Source organism: Marinomonas sp. G8-14, from assembly GCF_055808935.1.
On record NZ_CM147891.1, the window covers coordinates 827679 to 845410 of the forward strand.

The 17732-nt window shown below is 41.4% G+C and carries 15 protein-coding genes, 1 tRNA gene and 1 pseudogene; 12 read left to right on the plus strand and 5 right to left on the minus strand.

Annotated features, from left to right (window positions below):
• Positions 1-77: 77 nt before the first annotated feature.
• Positions 78-1355: a 3-phosphoshikimate 1-carboxyvinyltransferase gene (aroA, locus tag AC0L6V_RS04175; RefSeq protein ID WP_265217591.1), complete on the minus strand. Its 1278-nt coding sequence runs from the start codon at positions 1353-1355 to the stop codon at positions 78-80.
• Between the two features lie 275 nt (positions 1356-1630).
• Between aroA and AC0L6V_RS04180 the strand changes: the two genes are divergently transcribed.
• The 5 genes from AC0L6V_RS04180 to AC0L6V_RS04200 all read left to right on the plus strand — a co-directional run bounded on the left by AC0L6V_RS04180 (position 1631) and on the right by AC0L6V_RS04200 (position 6714).
• On the plus strand, positions 1631-2530 hold the full coding sequence (locus AC0L6V_RS04180) for an aldo/keto reductase (RefSeq protein ID WP_265217593.1): 900 nt from the start codon (positions 1631-1633) through the stop codon (positions 2528-2530).
• Between the two features lie 197 nt (positions 2531-2727).
• Positions 2728-3228, plus strand: coding sequence for a putative pterin-binding protein (locus AC0L6V_RS04185; protein WP_265217594.1), 501 nt, complete (start codon positions 2728-2730; stop codon positions 3226-3228).
• A complete protein-coding gene (locus AC0L6V_RS04190; protein WP_418138786.1) occupies positions 3198-4559 on the plus strand; it encodes a hybrid sensor histidine kinase/response regulator in 1362 nt (453 codons plus the stop codon). The genes AC0L6V_RS04185 and AC0L6V_RS04190 overlap by 31 nt, the downstream gene beginning before the upstream one ends.
• Positions 4540-5643, plus strand: a complete 1104-nt coding sequence (locus AC0L6V_RS04195) for a response regulator (RefSeq protein ID WP_418138787.1) — start codon at positions 4540-4542, stop codon at positions 5641-5643. Before AC0L6V_RS04190 ends, AC0L6V_RS04195 begins: the two co-directional genes overlap by 20 nt.
• An 18-nt stretch (positions 5644-5661) precedes the next feature.
• Positions 5662-6714, plus strand: coding sequence for an HD domain-containing phosphohydrolase (locus AC0L6V_RS04200; RefSeq protein WP_409419412.1), 1053 nt, complete (start codon positions 5662-5664; stop codon positions 6712-6714).
• On the opposite strand, the gene AC0L6V_RS04205 is transcribed toward AC0L6V_RS04200, so the two are convergent.
• Entirely contained in the window at positions 6711-7220 is a 510-nt protein-coding gene (locus tag AC0L6V_RS04205) for a YchJ family protein (protein WP_409419413.1), read from the minus strand. The two genes, AC0L6V_RS04200 and AC0L6V_RS04205, sit on opposite strands and share 4 nt — an antisense overlap.
• A gap of 92 nt (positions 7221-7312) precedes the next feature.
• Between AC0L6V_RS04205 and sbcB the strand changes: the two genes are divergently transcribed.
• The 5 genes and pseudogenes from sbcB (at position 7313) to pyrC (ending at position 14967) form a co-directional block, all read left to right on the plus strand.
• Positions 7313-8767, plus strand: coding sequence for an exodeoxyribonuclease I (sbcB, locus tag AC0L6V_RS04210; RefSeq protein ID WP_409419414.1), 1455 nt, complete (start codon positions 7313-7315; stop codon positions 8765-8767).
• Between the two features lie 9 nt (positions 8768-8776).
• Positions 8777-9811 carry an AI-2E family transporter gene (locus AC0L6V_RS04215; RefSeq protein ID WP_265217604.1) on the plus strand — a complete coding sequence of 345 codons (1035 nt, stop codon included), beginning with the start codon at positions 8777-8779 and terminating at the stop codon, positions 9809-9811.
• 168 nt (positions 9812-9979) lie between these two features.
• Positions 9980-11899: a DEAD/DEAH box helicase gene (locus tag AC0L6V_RS04220; protein WP_265217606.1), complete on the plus strand. Its 1920-nt coding sequence runs from the start codon at positions 9980-9982 to the stop codon at positions 11897-11899.
• Between the two features lie 198 nt (positions 11900-12097).
• The gene (locus AC0L6V_RS04225) at positions 12098-13927 is read left to right on the plus strand and encodes an LTA synthase family protein (protein WP_265217607.1); all 1830 of its coding nucleotides are present in this window, start codon (positions 12098-12100) and stop codon (positions 13925-13927) included.
• 7 nt (positions 13928-13934) lie between these two features.
• Positions 13935-14967: pseudogene (gene pyrC, locus AC0L6V_RS04230) on the plus strand (dihydroorotase).
• A gap of 154 nt (positions 14968-15121) precedes the next feature.
• Here the strand turns inward: pyrC and AC0L6V_RS04235 are convergent.
• Positions 15122-15206: transfer RNA gene (locus AC0L6V_RS04235), tRNA-Leu, on the minus strand.
• A 183-nt stretch (positions 15207-15389) separates the two neighbouring features.
• Here AC0L6V_RS04235 and AC0L6V_RS04240 point away from each other — a divergent pair.
• Together AC0L6V_RS04240 and AC0L6V_RS04245 are read left to right on the plus strand one after the other, a co-directional pair.
• Positions 15390-16121: a DUF599 domain-containing protein gene (locus tag AC0L6V_RS04240; protein ID WP_111605999.1), complete on the plus strand. Its 732-nt coding sequence runs from the start codon at positions 15390-15392 to the stop codon at positions 16119-16121.
• Positions 16111-16821 (plus strand): O-methyltransferase, encoded by a 711-nt coding sequence (locus AC0L6V_RS04245; RefSeq protein WP_265217608.1) that lies wholly within the window; start codon positions 16111-16113, stop codon positions 16819-16821. The genes AC0L6V_RS04240 and AC0L6V_RS04245 overlap by 11 nt, the downstream gene beginning before the upstream one ends.
• 92 nt (positions 16822-16913) lie before the next feature.
• On the opposite strand, the gene AC0L6V_RS04250 is transcribed toward AC0L6V_RS04245, so the two are convergent.
• Entirely contained in the window at positions 16914-17294 is a 381-nt protein-coding gene (locus AC0L6V_RS04250) for a DUF2145 domain-containing protein (protein WP_418138788.1), read from the minus strand.
• Complete coding sequence (locus tag AC0L6V_RS04255) at positions 17263-17709, minus strand: DUF2145 domain-containing protein (RefSeq protein WP_418138789.1); 447 nt, start codon at positions 17707-17709, stop codon at positions 17263-17265. The genes AC0L6V_RS04250 and AC0L6V_RS04255 overlap by 32 nt, the downstream gene beginning before the upstream one ends.
• Between the last annotated feature and the right edge of the window lie 23 nt (positions 17710-17732).

The window sequence follows — 17732 nt, forward strand, 5'->3', positions numbered from 1 at the left end:
AACAGCTGGGGCTTTTTTAGTTTAACAGCCAAAGGACTTTGATCCCTTTGGCTATTTGTTTCATAAGAGGTGGGCTCTTAGCTTGCTATGGTATTAAATAGCTCAAAATACGTTGGGAAGGTTTTTGATGTACAACCTGGATCGTTAATGGTGACAGGCGTTTCAGAAAAAGCAACCAACGAGAAGCACATGGCAATGCGGTGATCATTGTAGGTATCGATGGCCGCATGTTGAAGTGTTTCAACGGGAGTGATGGTAATAAAGTCTTCACCTTCGATCACGTCAGCACCCAGTTTTTTCAGTTCCGTTGCCATGGCGTATAAACGGTCGGTTTCTTTGACTCGCCAGTTATAGATGTTGCGAATGGTGGTTGGGCCTTTGGCGAATAGAGCGGTGGTAGCTATGGTCATAGCCGCATCAGGAATGTGGTTCATGTCCATATCTATGCCGTTCAGTTCGCAACGTTCAGCTTCAATCCAAGTCGGGCCATAAGTGATTTTTGCGCCCATTTTGGCCAGTACATCAGCAAATTTCACGTCGCCTTGTACGCTGTCTGTTCCCACACCGTGGACTTTGATTTTTCCGCCAGCAATCGCCGCAGCGGCTAGGAAGTAAGAGGCAGAAGATGCGTCGCCTTCTACCATGATTTCACCAGGGCTTTGGTAAGTTTGCTGACCTTTCACCACAAACGCTTGGTAGTTCTGATTTTCCACTTCCACACCGAATTGTTTCATGGCATGTAGTGTAATATCGATATAAGGTTTAGAAACCAATTCACCATCGACTTTGATGGTTAAATCATCTTTTGCCAATGGTGCGCTCATCAATATAGCGGTTAGGAATTGGCTTGAGATGTTGCCTTTAATAGACACTTCGCCGCCAGATAAACCATTCGCCTTAATACGCAAAGGTGGGTAATTCTTTTCGCCTTCGTATGCGATGTCGACACCCAGTGCTTGCAAGGCATCAACAAGATCGCCAATGGGGCGTTCGTGCATCCGTGGCTCGCCGTGAAGGTGGAACTCGCCTTTGCCTAGGCAAAGTGCGGCAGCCAAGGGGCGCATTGCTGTGCCAGCGTTACCAAGGAATAAATCACCGAAATCTGCTTGAATTGGGCCAGCAAGACCTTCTAGCACACAGGTTGAACCGTTATCTTCTAGTGAATAGTTAACGCCTAATTTGGTTAGGCTTTCTAGCATGCGACGAATGTCGTCGCTATCCAGTAAGTTGGTGATTTTTGTCGTGCCTTTTGCCAGTGTGGCTAGTAATAAAATACGGTTTGAAAGGCTTTTAGAACCTGGGATTTGGATCTCTCCATTGGCGTTAGAAAGAGGGCCTAGTGTTATTGAATTCATTATTAAGTCCATCACAGTGGTTGTGTTTATTGTATTGGTCTTGTGCTAGTAGCGTGTTGCCGCGAGTCAATGATTCGTGTTCGGTATTGTTTAAAAATGTCCATTTGCAGGTGGTCGCGTCGCTCTGTGATTAAGAGGTCAGTCTTGAATGTGAGATAGTATACCTTTGATGGCGTTTCCTGTCAGTTCTGCAAATTCACTAAGTTCGCTGTTTTTTACCACAAAGTCTCTTTAGAATGTTGGTGAATAATATAATGACGTATAGGAAAAAGTTTATGAGACATCAATACCATCCTCTAGGTTTTGAAGGGTCGCGTATTGCCCAAGGTTTTTGGCGCCTGCAAGAATGGAATATGACATCGTCAGAAACACTTGGCTTTATTGAGGCCTGTCTAGATTTAGGGGTAACGACATTGGATCATGCGGATATTTATGGTGGTTATCAATGCGAAGCATTATTTGGTGAGGCGTTAAAACATAAGCCCGCTTTACGAGATAGAATGGAAATTGTCACAAAATGCGGAATATTGCTGCCCTCAGAGAATCGCCCTGAAATACAGGTTCATCGTTATGATTATCGTGCTGAGCACATTCTAGCCAGTGTTGATCGTTCTCTTGCTAATTTGCAATGTGAGTATATTGATACGTTACTCTTGCATCGCCCAAGCCCTTTGATGGATGCGGATGAAGTTGCACAGGCGTTTGATTTGTTGTTTACGCTTGGCAAGGTAAAGCATTTCGGTGTGTCCAATTTTACAACTCATCAATTTGACTTGTTGCAGTCTCGTCTTGATGCGCCTTTGATTGTGAATCAGGTGGAATTATCACCATTGGCATTGCAACATTTTGAGGATGGCACCTTAGACCATTTACAACAACATGCTGTAACCCCCATGGCGTGGTCACCTTTTGCGGGTGGTGAATTGTTCTCAGGCTCCAGTGAAAAAGCAAAACGCGTTCAAATGGTATTGAGTGAGCTAGCACAGCAAAAGAATTGTACTGTCGATCAAATTGTTATTGCGTGGTTATTGCGACACCCGTCTGATATTTGTCCTGTTATGGGATCAGGAAAGGTTGAACGTTTGGCCATTGCTGTTGACGCATTATCCATTCCACTGAGTGATGATGATTGGTTTCGTATTTGGGTTGCATCTAAAGGTCAGCCTGTTCCCTAAAACTTGGAATTGTTAACCGTCATTTTAAGCTCTAAACAGGATATTAAGCCGCTATATGCGGCTTTTTTTGTATCTAGTGTCTTGTATTTGTTTTGCTTGGTGTAGAAAGCGTGTTGTTTCGTAACCATAGGATGGAAAGTGCACTTTTATTCCCTATACTGGCAGCAATGTATCTGTATAAAGAGGAGATTTATTAAATGAAAAAATACTTGGTTATGGCATTAATGGCGCTGGCTGTTGTTGATTCACACGCGCATACGTTACCAAAGCCAACAGGCCCAGTGATTTTAACGGTGACGGGGAATATAAGTAATACTAATACAGAGAGTAAAACAGCAGAATTTGATCGTGAGATGCTGATGAATTTGGGGGTTGTCGAGCAAAAGACAATGACGCCGTGGAGTGAAGGTGTGGATTCCTATAAAGGGCCGTTATTGAGATCCTTGATGGCTGCAGTGGGGGTAGATTCTGGTACTTTGTCTGTGACTGCGTTAAACGATTTTAGTGCCATAGTACCTGTGCAAGATGGTAAGAATCATAATGTTATGCTTGCTATGGATATTAATGGGAAACCGATGTCTGTAAGAGATAAGGGGCCTATCTTTTTACTTTATCCTTTTAGTGATGTGCCAAGTCTAAACAATGAGGTAATTTACAACCGATCTGTTTGGCAGATAAAACTGATAAAAGTAGAGTAAATTACAACATGCGTTTTCTCTTTCTGCCAAGGCTTAAAAAAATTACCAATAGGCAGTTATCGCCATTTATTATATTGGTTTTTTTGGCGTTTGTTTTTATGAGTGCTGCTGTACTAATGTTTACCGAATTAGTTGAGCGGCAAAAAATGATTATGTCTGCGGTAGAGGAAGATGCTGTATGGGCTGCTTATCAATTAGATAGAGAGGCATTGAAATTCAGCAATTCGCTCAGCTTATTGCATGATAGTTTCACTGATGAACGCCTTGAAGATGCCAAGAATCGTTTCGATATACTGTATAGTCGAGTCAATATATTAGAGAAAGGTCAGTTAAGGGTGCTTTTTGATCGATTGAAAAACTCTGATCAAATTTTGACTTTCCTTCAAATGAAAATGTCTGAAATAGACCGTGTTTTATTCTCTAATAAAGACGCCATAGACATTAATTTTTTGTTACATGAAAGTAATGATTTATTGAAAAATATAGAAATTACTGTGGTTGAGACAGTCGCTTTTCGATCAAAAGAGAAAGTTGTACAGAGAAAGGATTCTTTAGGCCTGTTTCTTTATCTAGGGTCATTGATCGCTTTATTAACTATTACCATGATGTGTATTATCGTCATGCTCTTTAGGCAGTTAAAGGTGGCTCGTGAATCGTACGAGAAAACACAAAAATTAGCTGATGAATTAGAAAAAGCGGTTTATTCAGCTGAGCAAGCACTAAAAATAAAATCAGAGTTCTTGGCAACCATGAGTCATGAAATACGGACGCCAATGAATGCTATTATCGGGTTCAGTTATCTGCTGCTTGATGACAGTCTAGAGAAAAATCAGCGAGAAAAAGTGATTAAAATCCAGAAGTCTGCTGATGGTTTGTTAGCAATAATAAACAGTATCTTAGATTATTCAAAAATTGAATCAGGAAAAATGGAGTTAGAAAAAAGTGCTTTTAGTCTAGATGATGTTTTGGATTATGTTTATCAAAGTAATGAAACAGCAGCAGAGTCTAAGAAGATAGATTTTATTATCCGTCGTGATTTTTCTATCTGTGACAATCTTATTGGAGATAAAACCCGCTTACAGCAGATTTTAATTAATGTTGTGGGTAATGCAATTAAGTTTACTCATTCTGGATTTGTACATCTTAATCTATCCTTGTCATCGAATGAAAATTTAGTGATTGAGGTTGAGGATACTGGAGTGGGAATTAAAGAGGGAGTGGATGTTTTTGATGTATTCAAGCAAGCTGATAGTAGTACCACTCGATTGTATGGTGGAACAGGGTTAGGTACTCAGTATCACACAAAAACTCGTGGCCTTATTAGGTGGTGATATTTCTTACACTTGTGCTCTCGGTGAAGGATGTTTGTTTAGAATTACCATACCTTATTGCCCCGATCAAAGCTCAGAACCGTTTATTTTGAGCAATATTGCTTTTATAAAAGAGGATGTTCAAACGAACGCTTTATTAAAAGACCTTAAGATCAGTTCTTTAACTGAATGGCGTACATCTGATTTGCTCAATTGTCACCTTCCTGTTATTGCCAGTCTTCATTGGCTTAAATCAGAATATGTGTTGTCTACTCAACTAGAAAAATTCTTAACAAAAAAAGTGCTTTTTTTAGGTGGCGGCCTAGATGAAATAGGTGAGTATTCCATGACCGGATTAATTACACCTTCGAATATCGTAAAGAAAATTTTGCTATTGGAATTGCATGGTTCAAATCAGGAAGTAGAGCCTTCTTCTGATTTTTCTGATAAAAAATATTTTTTCAAAGATAAGGTTATTCTGTTAGCAGAAGATAATAAAGTTAACGCCAACATTGTTAAAGCTATTATTGAGAAAGTAGGAGCGAAAGTGGATTGGGTGGAAAACGGTAAGGAAGCAGTTGAACGTTCCCTTTCTCAACAATATGACTTAATTATCATGGATATTAGGATGCCACTGATGGATGGCTATGAGGCAAGTGAAAAAATTTGTCAAAAATTATCCGAAAGTAAGCCCCCGATTATTGTTTTAACAGCGGATACATTTATGGACTCGCAAGAAAATATGATTCGATCTGGTATCGATGATGTGCTTTTTAAGCCGCTTAATCCGTATCTTTTGATTGAAAAGATAGAGTTTTGGATGATGAAATATGGTGTAAATGCTTTGCAAGGTACGGAGAATACCAGCTGTTCATCGGTGAGTTATGAGGATTTAAAATATGTCCTCTCTAAAATAGAGGTGCTTGAAAACTTGCTTTTATCAGGTGGTTCTGATTCTGAGATGATAATAGATAGTCTAGTGAAGAAATGTGCACAATGTGATGACTTAGCCGTGCTTGTTTCGGCGGCAAAGGATATTGCGTCTTATGACTATCAAGATGCGTTGATAAAGGTTAGAACGTTTAAAAGGCAACTTTTACTGTAGTTTCTGAGGGAAAGATAAATGAATAAAATGAAACTAGAATTTTCGATGGATATGAAAGATAAGCGAGTGCTTATTGTCGATGATGTGCCGAGTAATATTGATTTGCTCAAAAGCATTTTAGCCGAACATTATCAAGTTCAGGTTGCAAAAAGCGGTCAGGCCGCGTTGGATATTATCAATCGGTGTATGCCTGATATCGTATTGTTGGATATTATGATGCCGGGCATGAACGGTTTTGACGTCTGTAAAGTGCTCAAAGCGGATGCTAAAACAGCGGATATTCCAGTGATTTTCTTAACGGCAATAACGGATGCACACCATGAGCAAGAGGGTTTCAATGTCGGCTGTGTTGATTTTATTACGAAACCGATTACGCCATTAACTACCTTATCTAGAGTCGCCACTCACCTGAAGCTTGCTGATAACAATAAACGTAATAAACAAACTATAGCATATAGAACAAAGCAATTAGACGATGCTTTAAAGTCTGCTATAGAGATGCTTGGTGAGGTAGGGCAGCTTAACGATACCGATACCGGTGTGCATATGTGGCGCATGGCCGATTATTGCGCCATTTTAGCAAGAGCGATTGGTTGGAACGAAGAGCAAGTTGAATTACTAAAGTTAGCCGCACCCCTTCATGATACGGGTAAGGTTGGTATTCCCCATTCTATTTTGAAGTCACCAAATAAATTGAGTGATGAAGAGTGGGAAGTAATGCGCCAACATACGGTTATAGGTCACCAAATTTTAATTAAAAGCGATGCACCTCTGTTTAAATTGGCGGCTGAAGTGGCGCTTGGGCATCATGAAAGATGGGATGGCACCGGTTATCCTTTCGGCTTGACTGGACATGAAATTCCGCAATCCGCTCGGATTGTTGCTTTAGCTGATGTATTTGATGCCCTCACTATGGAGCGATCCTACAAGCAATCTTGGACAGTGGAAGAGGCTCTTGGGCATATTAAAAACGCTGCCCATTCACATTTTGACCCAGAGTTGGTTGACTGCTTCTTGTCAATTGAAAGCGAAATACGCGAGGTTAAGGAAAAATGGGACGCTGTTGATTAATGAACAGCGCAGCATTTTTTAAACTTTTTGCCCGATCCACATAGGCAAGGGTCGTTCCTGCCTACTTTCATTGCTTCAGAATTGATCAGTGGCGTATTTTTTTGTATGTCATGTTCGCCTGATATATAAAACCATTTACCTTTAATTTTTTTGAATAGGGAGCGTTCACTCAAGCGACCAATGTGCTTCCCTTCCTTAAAATGAGCAGAAAAGGACACAAGACCTTTTTTGTCTTTTTCTAAACCCTCTTCAGTACTATGGATTTCAAGCTTTATCCATTTTGTTTGTTCATTGCTGTCTTGTATGTCTGAGGCAGACTGGTTAGGGTCATCAATCAGCTTTTGAGTTGCCGCGATGTAATCAAAATTGCCCAAAGCAAAAGCAGTGTAGCGTGAGCGCATTAGGGTTTCTGCCGTTGGAGCGGTACCCGGATTGTTATGGTACATACCACAACACATTTCATAGGGGCTGCCTGTTTCACAAGGACAATTTACTGGAATTGGCATGGTTCACTCCTCTCATCGCCAAATGCACTTTCACAAATGTACTTCAAGGTGCGTATAATACCTTTTTATTTAATGGCTAACAGGAATTATTTGTGACCTCATCGGGCCCTACATCATTTTTTTGGTTTGACTTTGAAACAACCGGAACGGACCCAGCGCGTGATCGTCCCATGCAATTTGCTGGAATTAGAACAGATCTTGATTTTAATCCTATTGGTGAGCCTGTCATGTTTTATTGCCGATTGGCAGAAGATGTGCTCCCGCAACCAGAAGCTTGTTTGTTAACGGGGATAAGTCCCCAGGATGCAAATCGTGAAGGGCTTTGTGAGGCGGAATTTATGCAGGCGGTAGAAGCTGAATTGTCTTTACCAGGAACCTGTGCGCTTGGTTACAACTCTATTCGGTTTGATGACGAAGTGGTGCGTTACAGTTTTTATCGTAACTTTATCGATCCTTATGCTAGAGAGTGGCAGAATAACTGTTCTCGATGGGATATTATTGATCTAGTTCGAATGACTTATGCTATGCGTCCTGAAGGAATCGTTTGGCCAAAAGGTGACGATGGTCAGGTCTCGATGAAGCTCGAAGCACTGACAAAAGCCAATGGTATTGCGCATGAGCAAGCACACGATGCGTTGTCCGACGTGTATGGCACCATCGAGATAGCGAAATTGATTCGTAGTAAGCAACCTAAATTGTTTGCCTACTATTTTAAGATGCGTCAAAAACATGAGTTGCAGCAGTTTATTGACATATCGAGGCTAAAACCCTTTCTGCATATCTCTGGAATGTTTGGTCAGGCGAGATACTATGCTGCGTTCGTTGTCCCGATTGCACCTCATCCAACCAATAAAAATGGTGTGATTGTTTACGACTTAATGGCAGATGCACAACCTCTAGTAGATTTGAGTGTTGAGGAAATTCGCCATCGTGTGTTTACGCGTCAGGATGAGTTGGGGGAACTTGAAAGGTTGCCTTTAAAAGTCATTCATTACAATAAATCTCCAGCAGTTGCTCCCGCCACTTTTCTGAAAGATGCGCAAGTTGTTCAGCGCTTAGGTTTAGATGGTGCTGTTTGTCGTCATAATCTTGCCATCATAAAAGGGCATGCTGGTCTTGCGGCTAAGTTAAGCGATGTCTTTGCGCAAGAGGAACGACTCATCCATAAAGATCCAGATGTCATGCTTTATTCTGGTGGTTTTTTCTCCAGAGAAGATAAAGCCAGAATGGAAACGATTCGTTCGACGCCAGCAAGTCAATTGGCTGAACTGGCGGTATCGTTTGATGATCGACGATTGCCAGAAATGTTAATGCGCTACATTGGGCGTAATTACCCAGATCAATTGACAGAGCAACAAAGAGTGGAGTGGGAAGAGTATCGTCAAGTCCGCTTGCTTGAAAAAGATGGTGGCGGTTCTATTTGTATGGAGCAGTATTTTGAACGCTTGAATCAGATCGCTCAAACTCCTGATTTGACACCGGCAAAGCAAATAATGCTGCAAGACTTGGCTGACTATGCACAAAGTATTTATCCTATTGCGCTATAAGGAATTAAAATGAGCGAACAACATAATGGTACAAATTGGCTGGTTGGTTTTGCCGCTTTCATCATCATTATTGCAGGGCTAAAAGCCGCATCACAAATAGTCGTACCTTTTATGCTATCTGTGTTTATCGCTATTATTTGTGCGCCTCTGATGTCAAGTTTACGTCATCGAAAAGTGCCGACTTGGTTGGCTATTATTTTGGTGGTGATGCTGATATTGGTTGGGATTGGATCTTTAGCCGTGTTGGTTGGCGCATCCTTGGATAACTTTTCCAGTCAACTGCCAAGCTACAAAGCTCGATTTGCTGAAGAAACATCTAATCTGATTAAGTTAGTGAACAGTTTTGGCTTACAAATATCCTATGATCAAGTAAAAGGCTATATTGACCCTTCAGCATTAATGCAGATGGTAGCCAATGCGTTACGTGGACTGGGTAGCGCTCTGACAAATCTTATTTTGGTTGTCATGATCGTTATTTTTATTTTATTCGAAGCGGTTGAGTTGCCCAAAAAGTTATCTGTGGCTTTAAATGACGCGTCGCAATCCCTACAGAAATTTGAATCTTTCATTCAGTCTGTTAATCGTTATCTTGTCATTAAGACCTTGGTGAGTATTTTAACAGGGGTGCTCATTACGCTTTGGCTTTGGGTGATTGGCGTAGATTTTCCTATTTTATGGGGTGTGTGTGCTTTTCTTTTGAATTTTGTGCCTAATATAGGGTCCATCATCGCGGCGGTACCGGCCGTTTTATTGGCATTTGTTCAGTTGGGTAGTCTTTCTGCAGGACTGACTGCGGCGGGATTTTTAGCTGTCAACTTAATCATAGGAAATGTCATTGAACCTCGATATATGGGGAAGGGGTTGGGGCTGTCTACCTTAGTGGTGTTTTTGTCTTTACTTTTGTGGGGTTGGGTTTTTGGTCCCGTTGGCATGTTACTCTCGATTCCTCTGACTATTATTATGAAATTAGCATTTGAAGCGCATCCAAGAATGCAATGGTTGGCTGTCATGATCGATTCGGACTCAAGTAATCCAAGACGTTAATTCAGCTTAGTCTATGGTCTTAAGCTGGCAGGATCTTATTTTGAACCTAGCTGGCTTTATTTTGTTTTTTCGCGTATACTTCGCCATCGGATTTTCGTCCGAAGAAATCTATTAAGGCATGTAAATACTTACAGGCCTTATACTCACCAATAAAAGGTACTAATTTACATGTCTGACGCTGATACTCAGCCTACATTTGATTCGTTGGGCCTAATCGCCCCTGTTCTTAAAGCGGTTGCTGACCTAGGTTACGAGCAACCATCTGCTATCCAAGCGCAAAGTATTCCATATCTATTAGAAGGTCGAGACCTTTTGGGGCAAGCGCAGACGGGTACCGGTAAGACAGCAGCGTTCGCGCTCCCGTTACTGTCTCGCATTGACGTTACAGATAAAACGACACAATTACTTGTACTGGCTCCAACTCGTGAACTTGCTATTCAGGTTTCTGAAGCATTTCAAAGTTATGCTCGCAATCTACCCGATTTCCATGTACTGCCTATTTATGGCGGCATGTCTTATGACACACAATTGCGCCAATTAAAGCGTGGTGTTCAAGTTGTTGTCGGAACGCCTGGTCGTGTAATGGACCATATTCGTCGTAAAACATTGAAGCTAGATGGCATTAAAGCTTTGGTTCTTGATGAGGCGGATGAAATGTTACGTATGGGATTCATCGATGATGTCGAGTGGATTCTTGAGCAAACGCCACCTACACGTCAAATCGCTTTGTTTTCTGCAACAATGCCTGCCGTGATTCGTCAAGTGGCTAACCGTCACCTTAACAATCCGAAAGAAGTGAAAATTGTTACCAAAACTTCTACGGCTATGACGATTACACAAAAATATTGGTCGGTAAGTGGTCTTCATAAATTAGACGCTTTGACTCGTATTCTTGAGATGAATGAACACGATGGTATGATCATTTTCGTTCGTACCAAAGCCGCAACGATTGAGCTTGCTGAAAAACTAACCGCTCGTGGGCATGCCTGTGAAGCGCTAAATGGTGATATCAGTCAAAACTTGCGTGAGCGTACGGTTGATCGCATTAAGAATGGCCAAATTGACATTCTTGTTGCTACAGACGTTGTTGCTCGTGGTCTAGATGTAGAACGCGTAAGTCACGTGGTCAACTATGACATTCCATACGATACTGAGTCTTATGTTCACCGTATTGGACGTACAGGTCGTGCTGGTCGTTTAGGGACGGCGATTCTATTCGTTGCTCATCGCGAGCGTCGTATGTTGCAAGCTATTGAGCGTGCGACTCGTCAGCCAATTGAAAGCATGACGTTACCAACTGCTTCCGATATTAACGCACATCGCGTTAATCGATTTAAGCAGCGCATCACTGATGCGATGGACAATGAAAACCTTGATTTCTTCTTGGAGCTTGTAGAAAGTTACCAGAAAGATAATGAAGTGGATCCTTTGAAAATGGCGGCTGCTTTAGCGCATATGGCACAAGGCAAAACGCCATTGCTATTGTCTGAAATGGAAGTTCGCCAAGAACGCAGAGAGCGTCGTGAAGATCGCGATGGATCTCGTTCTGAGCGAGGTGATAGAGGCGATCGTGGTGATCGTGGTGATCGTGGTGATCGCGCGCCGCGTGAGCGCAAGGTTCGTCCTGTTACTGCAGAAGCAATGCCGTTAAAAGATGATCCAAGTACGTCCATGACCCGTTACGTTGTTCAAGTTGGTTACAGTGATGGTGTTAAACCTGGCAATATCGTTGGTGCGATTGCGAATGAAGCGGATATTGAAAGCCGTTATATTGGTCATATCGAAATCTATGAAGATTTTGCAACAGTTGATTTGCCTTCTAACTTAAGTGCCGATGCATTAGGTAAGTTGGGGAAGACGCGCATCTGTGGACAGCGTACTGATATTACTAAGCTAGAGAATGTTGATGAGTTGAATAAGCGTGCAGCCGCGCCTTCTACTCGTAAGCGTCCAGCAGGTGGCGGTGAGCGTCGTCCTACTAATGGTGGTGAGCGTCGTCGTTCAAGCGCCGGTGCGGGTGGCGGTCGCGACCGTGATGCAAATCGCAGTGCTGAGCGTCGTCCAAGAGCGCCAAAAAAGAATAGCTAATCGTGTAAAAACGATAATACAAAAAAGCCGCTTTATAGCGGTTTTTTTTGTATCATATAGCACTCAATTTTTTAGTCGGGTTAGAAGATAAGCTATGATCAAAAGTGCTTTATTTAATAGACAGAAAAAAACGTAACAGCACTTGTCTTTTTAGGTATCGGACTATTTTTTACATTAATAGGGTATTTTTTAACCCGATTGTATTTTTTTGCGACAAACGCCAGTTACTTTGCCGCGGAACCTCTTGGCAATATCCTCTTAGCTTTTTTTCATGGTGTGCGTTTTGATTTGTCTGCGATGGCATTTTTAAATGCACCGTTATTGTTGGTTCTATTTGTCTCTCTTTGGTTTCGTGTTTTAGCTAAAGTAAATATGAACTTGGTATTTCTCTATCTATTTGTAGTGAATACCTCAGCTATCGTTATTAATTTTGTCGATACAATTTATTTTCCATACACAGATCGCCGTAGCGGTATGGAAGTTTTTTCTATGACCAATGATGTTGTGTCTCAGTTACCAGAGTTAGTGGTTGTTTACTGGGGATACGCTGTTGCCAGTGTTTTGATCTTTGCTGCTTATTTTTGGTTGCTTTTGCAGGTAAAAAAGCGTGTACCTCTTGTGCAACTAAATCAAATCTTTCTATTTTTCTTATGTTTTTCTTTGTGTCTAATTTTTATTCTTGCTATTCGAGGAGGCTTTCAATCTAAGCCTATCAGGTCGCTGAATGCCTATAGTTATCCGTCTAGTAGGCTTGGCGCTTTGGTATTAAATACGCCTTTTACATTGCTAAAAGAAGATGCCGATCACTTAAAAAAAGTGGCGTATTTTGCAACAGATGAGGATGTCAGGAAATCATTACGTGCTGAAAAGCGTCACAATAACGAGTCTGAAATAAAAAAACATAATGTTGTTATTCTGATGTTGGAAAGCTTTGGTCTTGAATATTTCGGACCGCCGTATGGACTTAAATCTTACGTTCCTTTCTTACAAGAACTTTCAGAAAAAGGTCGATTTTTTCCTAACGGAGTGGCGAACGGACGTCGCTCAATTGAGGCGGTTCCGTCTGTTTTAGCTGGGATTCCATCATTGATGCCGGAAGCCTTTATGCGTTCTCCTTACCAGTCAAACACTATTCATGGTTTAGGTCAGATTGTTAAACCTTACGGTTATAGTACGGCATTTTTTCATGGCGCTAAAAATGGCAGTATGTATTTTGATGATACAACTTATCGTTTTGGCTTTGACCACTACTTTGGGCTAAATGAATACCCAAATCCTTTACATTTTGATGGGCAGTGGGGGATTTTCGATGAGCCTTTCCTTCAATTCTCTATTCATGAGATGGATAAGATGCCTAAGCCATTTATGGCTGGAATTTTTACCATTAGCTCCCATCCACCTTATACTTTGCCTGAGCAATACATGGGTAAAATAGAGGAGGGCAGTATACCAATGCACCGCGTCATTCAGTATTCTGATATGGCTTTGCAGCGTTTTTTTGACGAAGCGTCAAAGAAAGATTGGTATAAAGATACGCTCTTTATTATCACGGCTGATCATACGTCTGATAATTTTGATCCTGCGTTTGCAACGCCTTTGGGCCGTCATCAAATTCCTATAATCTTGTATCAGCCAAATCATCAACTATCTCCAGGTGTGGTTACGGATATGGCTCAGCAAATAGATATTCCTGCAACAATTGTTGATTATTTAAATCTGCCAGAAAGAGATAAGATCTTGCCATTTGGACGATCATTGCTGGAAGATGATGCGCAATCTGATGCTCTTATTAAAGCGGAAGATGCTTACTGGCTAATGTCTCAGGGCAAATATGTGAAATTGCCCATGATTAAAGGTGGGGTGATTGAAACGGGTAGTCTCCCAGGAACATTTATGCAGCCAACTGACAAAGAGGCAAGGGTAGATCTGGATAAGTTAGAACAACGCTTAAAAGCGTATGTGCAGATTTACACCAACGGGCTGATTGATAATTCGTTGTACAATTTTTCATCTAACAAAACGCAGTAGGTAACTAATGAACGAGATTACTATTATTAAGCCAGATGATTGGCATTTACACTTTCGCGATCAAGACATGTTGTTCGAGACGGTTCCAGCAACAGCTCGCTGCTTTGAGCGTGCTGTGGTGATGCCCAATTTGGTGCCGCCAGTAACAACGGCAGCGCTCGCATTAAGCTATAAAGAACGTATTTTAGCGGCCCGTCCAGCTGGCAGTACATTTATGCCAGTAATGACCATTTATTTAACAGACAAAACCAGTGTGCAAGACATTAAAGACGCAAAAAAGGCCGGTGTATTGGCGGCGAAAATGTATCCAGCTGGCGCGACGACCAACTCTGATTCTGGGGTCAATTCTTTAGAGTCTTTATACCCTGTTTTTGAAGCGTTGGCCGACAATGGTATGTTGTTGTTGATCCATGGTGAAGTGACCCAGAAGCACATTGATATTTTCGACCGTGAAAAAGAATTTATTGATCAACACATGGTGAAGATTGTTGAACGTGTACCTCACCTAAAAGTTGTGTTTGAACACATTACGACCAAAGAGGCTGCTGATTTTGTGTTGTCTGCTCGTGAAGGGGTTGCTGCGACTATTACGCCTCAACATTTGCTGTTGAATCGTAATGATATGTTGGATGGTGGGATTCGCCCGCACAACTATTGCTTGCCTGTTCTTAAGCGCAGTACTCATCAACAAGCTCTACGCGCGGTGGTGAAATCTGGCTCGCCACGATTTTTCTTGGGAACAGACTCCGCTCCTCATGCCAAGCATCGCAAAGAATCCGACTGTGGGTGCGCGGGTTGTTACAGTGCTTGGTCTGCACTTGAGTTGTATACGCAAGTGTTTGATGAGCTAGACGCACTCGATAAGTTAGAAGGTTTTGCGAGTTTTTATGGTGCTGACTTCTATGGATTGCCTCGCAATACAGAAACCGTGACCTTGGTTCGCGAGTCTTGGGAGGTGCCTAGTAATATCACCCTGCCAAATGGTGAGCTCCATTGTGCCGTTTTTTGCTGGTAAGCAAGTGGCTTGGAAATTGAAGTAAGACACTCTGTCTATGTTTAAATGAAACCGGATGCAGCAATGTGTTCGGTTTTTTTTCATCATTTTGAGATTAACGTCGTCAACGATTCGGTAGCACTTGGAGGTATAAACGTTGGATGATTAAAGATGGGAAAGAAATTTAGAGAAGTATAAGGTGGTGCGGATGGAGAGACTCGAACTCTCACGCCGTGAAGCACTGGAACCTAAATCCAGCGTGTCTACCAATTCCACCACATCCGCATGCCGTGTTAATGTGCGAGATCTTACCGATATTTTTTGCTGATGCAAGCGTTTTTTTGGTGAAGTATTTATATTTATTTTTTTAGAATGGATCACGGAATTTTATAAGATGAAACAGGACTTATAAAATCAAAAATGGTCTAATAATAGTACCCTAACTTGTTATTTCAGCAGAGTGAGAATATGGAAAGTCATTCGGTGTTAATGTTATTAAATCCTCTTGATCTTGTTACACTTTTTGTCTTTTTTGCTTGCTGGTGGGGATACGCTTTTTATGCTCAATACAATTCTAAGCGTCGTTCTTGTTTGGTGAGTGTGTTGCATCAATTTCGCTTAGCGTGGATGTCTCGTTTACTTAGACGAGACAATCGAATCGCCGATGCCTCGGTGATGGCGAATTTGGAGCGCAGCAGTTTGTTTTTTGCATCGAGTAGTTTGCTGATTATCGCAGGTTTGTTCACTGCCTTTAATTACTCCGAAAAAGCCATTGGTATTTTATCCGATTTTTATCTTGTCTCACCCATGAGTCAGCAAGAGTGGGAATTGAAAATTATTGTTTTGGTGGCGATCTTTTCTTATGCGTTTTTCACTTTCACCTGGTCTGTTAGGCAGTATAATTTTTGTTCTGTATTGGTTGGTAGTGCACCACTGGCAACAGAACGTGGTATCGAAGACAGTGAGCGTGAATTGTACGCCATGCATATGGCGCAGATTTGTAGTTTAGCGGCCAATCAATTCAACTACGGATTGCGTGCTTTTTATTTTGCGATGGCGTTTTGTGGTTGGTTTCTTGGTCCATACTTTTGTATGGCCGCCAGTGTCATGGTGGTGGCGGTATTGTATCGTCGTGAATTCCGTTCTAAAACATTCAAAACATTGAGCCGAGGACTCGTTATGAAATCTCATGCTTCCTAATTTCCCCAAGCCCTTACCAGTAGAGGATAAGCCTGTTAATCGTACGGTGAATGTTGATGACAGGCTTTACCAGTATTTGGTTGATGTTTCCGTTCGTGAAAATGATTTTTTGAAAGCGTTACGACGTGAAACAGCACAATATCATATGGCTCGCATGCAACTGTCCCCAGAAGTTGGTCAGTTGTTGGCTCTATTAGTCAAACTACAAGCCCCCCAAAAACTGCTCGAAATAGGTGTATTTACTGGTTACAGCACGTTATCAATGGCGATGGCGATGCCAAAAAATGCGAGATTAGTCGCCATTGAAAAGAAGCAGATGTGGCTGGATATTGCGACGCGTTATTTGGAGCAAGCAGGGGTGATGGATCGTGTTACCACTTATTGCGATAAAGCCTTGCCAGTCATGCAGTCTTTTTTAACCGCTGAGCGGGAAAGTTTCGACTTCATTTTTATCGATGCGGACAAGCAAAATCTTTTGGCTTATTACCAATTGGGAAAGCAATTATTGCGTCCAGGTGGTTGTCTGTTGATTGATAATACATTGTGGTGGGGCAATGTGGCTGATGAAGCATTTACCGATAAAGACACCAGAATTGTTCGTGAGCTTAACAAAACTATCTATGAAGACACGGATGTTGAGTTGTCACTTATTCCTATTGGTGATGGCCTTACATTGGTTAGGAAAAAGATCGATAGTTAACAGATTTCATTTCTAATGCTGATTAAGATGAAAAATAAAGGTAGTGACTTTAAACGCCCCAGTATTTTGGGACGTTTAATGAACCTCTTTATTTAAAGAGGCGTGACTTCTTGCTTCTCATTTAAACTTACTCCCAATGTAGCTAGCTGATATTTTTCGAGATACCGGTAGATAGAAGTGAAAGTGGTTGTTCTAATCTCACCTTGATGATCCTTGGTCGTAATGTCATCTATAAACATAGAACCAAGAGCTAACTTAAAACTATTAATCTTAACGACTTGTGGTGTGAAGTAGGTCTTTTCAATGGCTTTGAGTCTTTTCATATCCGTGGTTTGGTAGATAGCAGCATTGATTAAATTTAGTGTGTGTTCCGTACAGTTTTGATATTGATTATTAAATGGATTGGCAATAACAGAATAATTAGGATTATGTAGCTTAGCGTCATTTCCATTGTCGATTAAGGCGATTAGCACTGGCTTGTATCTCTTTACTCGGTATGATTATTCCCGCCTTTAATTCCTGAACACCCCAGAAAAAATCAACAGGGTAGTCTATCACTAGCTTACTTCGATCTGCTTCTCCATCTAGCTGATATAAGTTATGTATTGCATAGCCTTGGACTGTTGCTCCGTTAGAAAGTTGAATATTTGAATAAACAGCAATCGCTGTGTGGGTATAGTTAATACCCTCCGGTAAGTCTTTTTTGGGTCTGCCAACACGAGCGATAATAAAGGCTCGTGCACCATTAGACGCGGCGTATTTCTCGACATTCTTAGCAAACTTAATAATTCTTTCAGGCTCTATCACGGCCTGCTCTGTGGCTTGGCTGCCTGCCCAAATATTGCTCGATATTAGTATTAATAAAGTTAGTAATATCCTGATATTCATTTCAGTATCCTTTTGAAAAATGC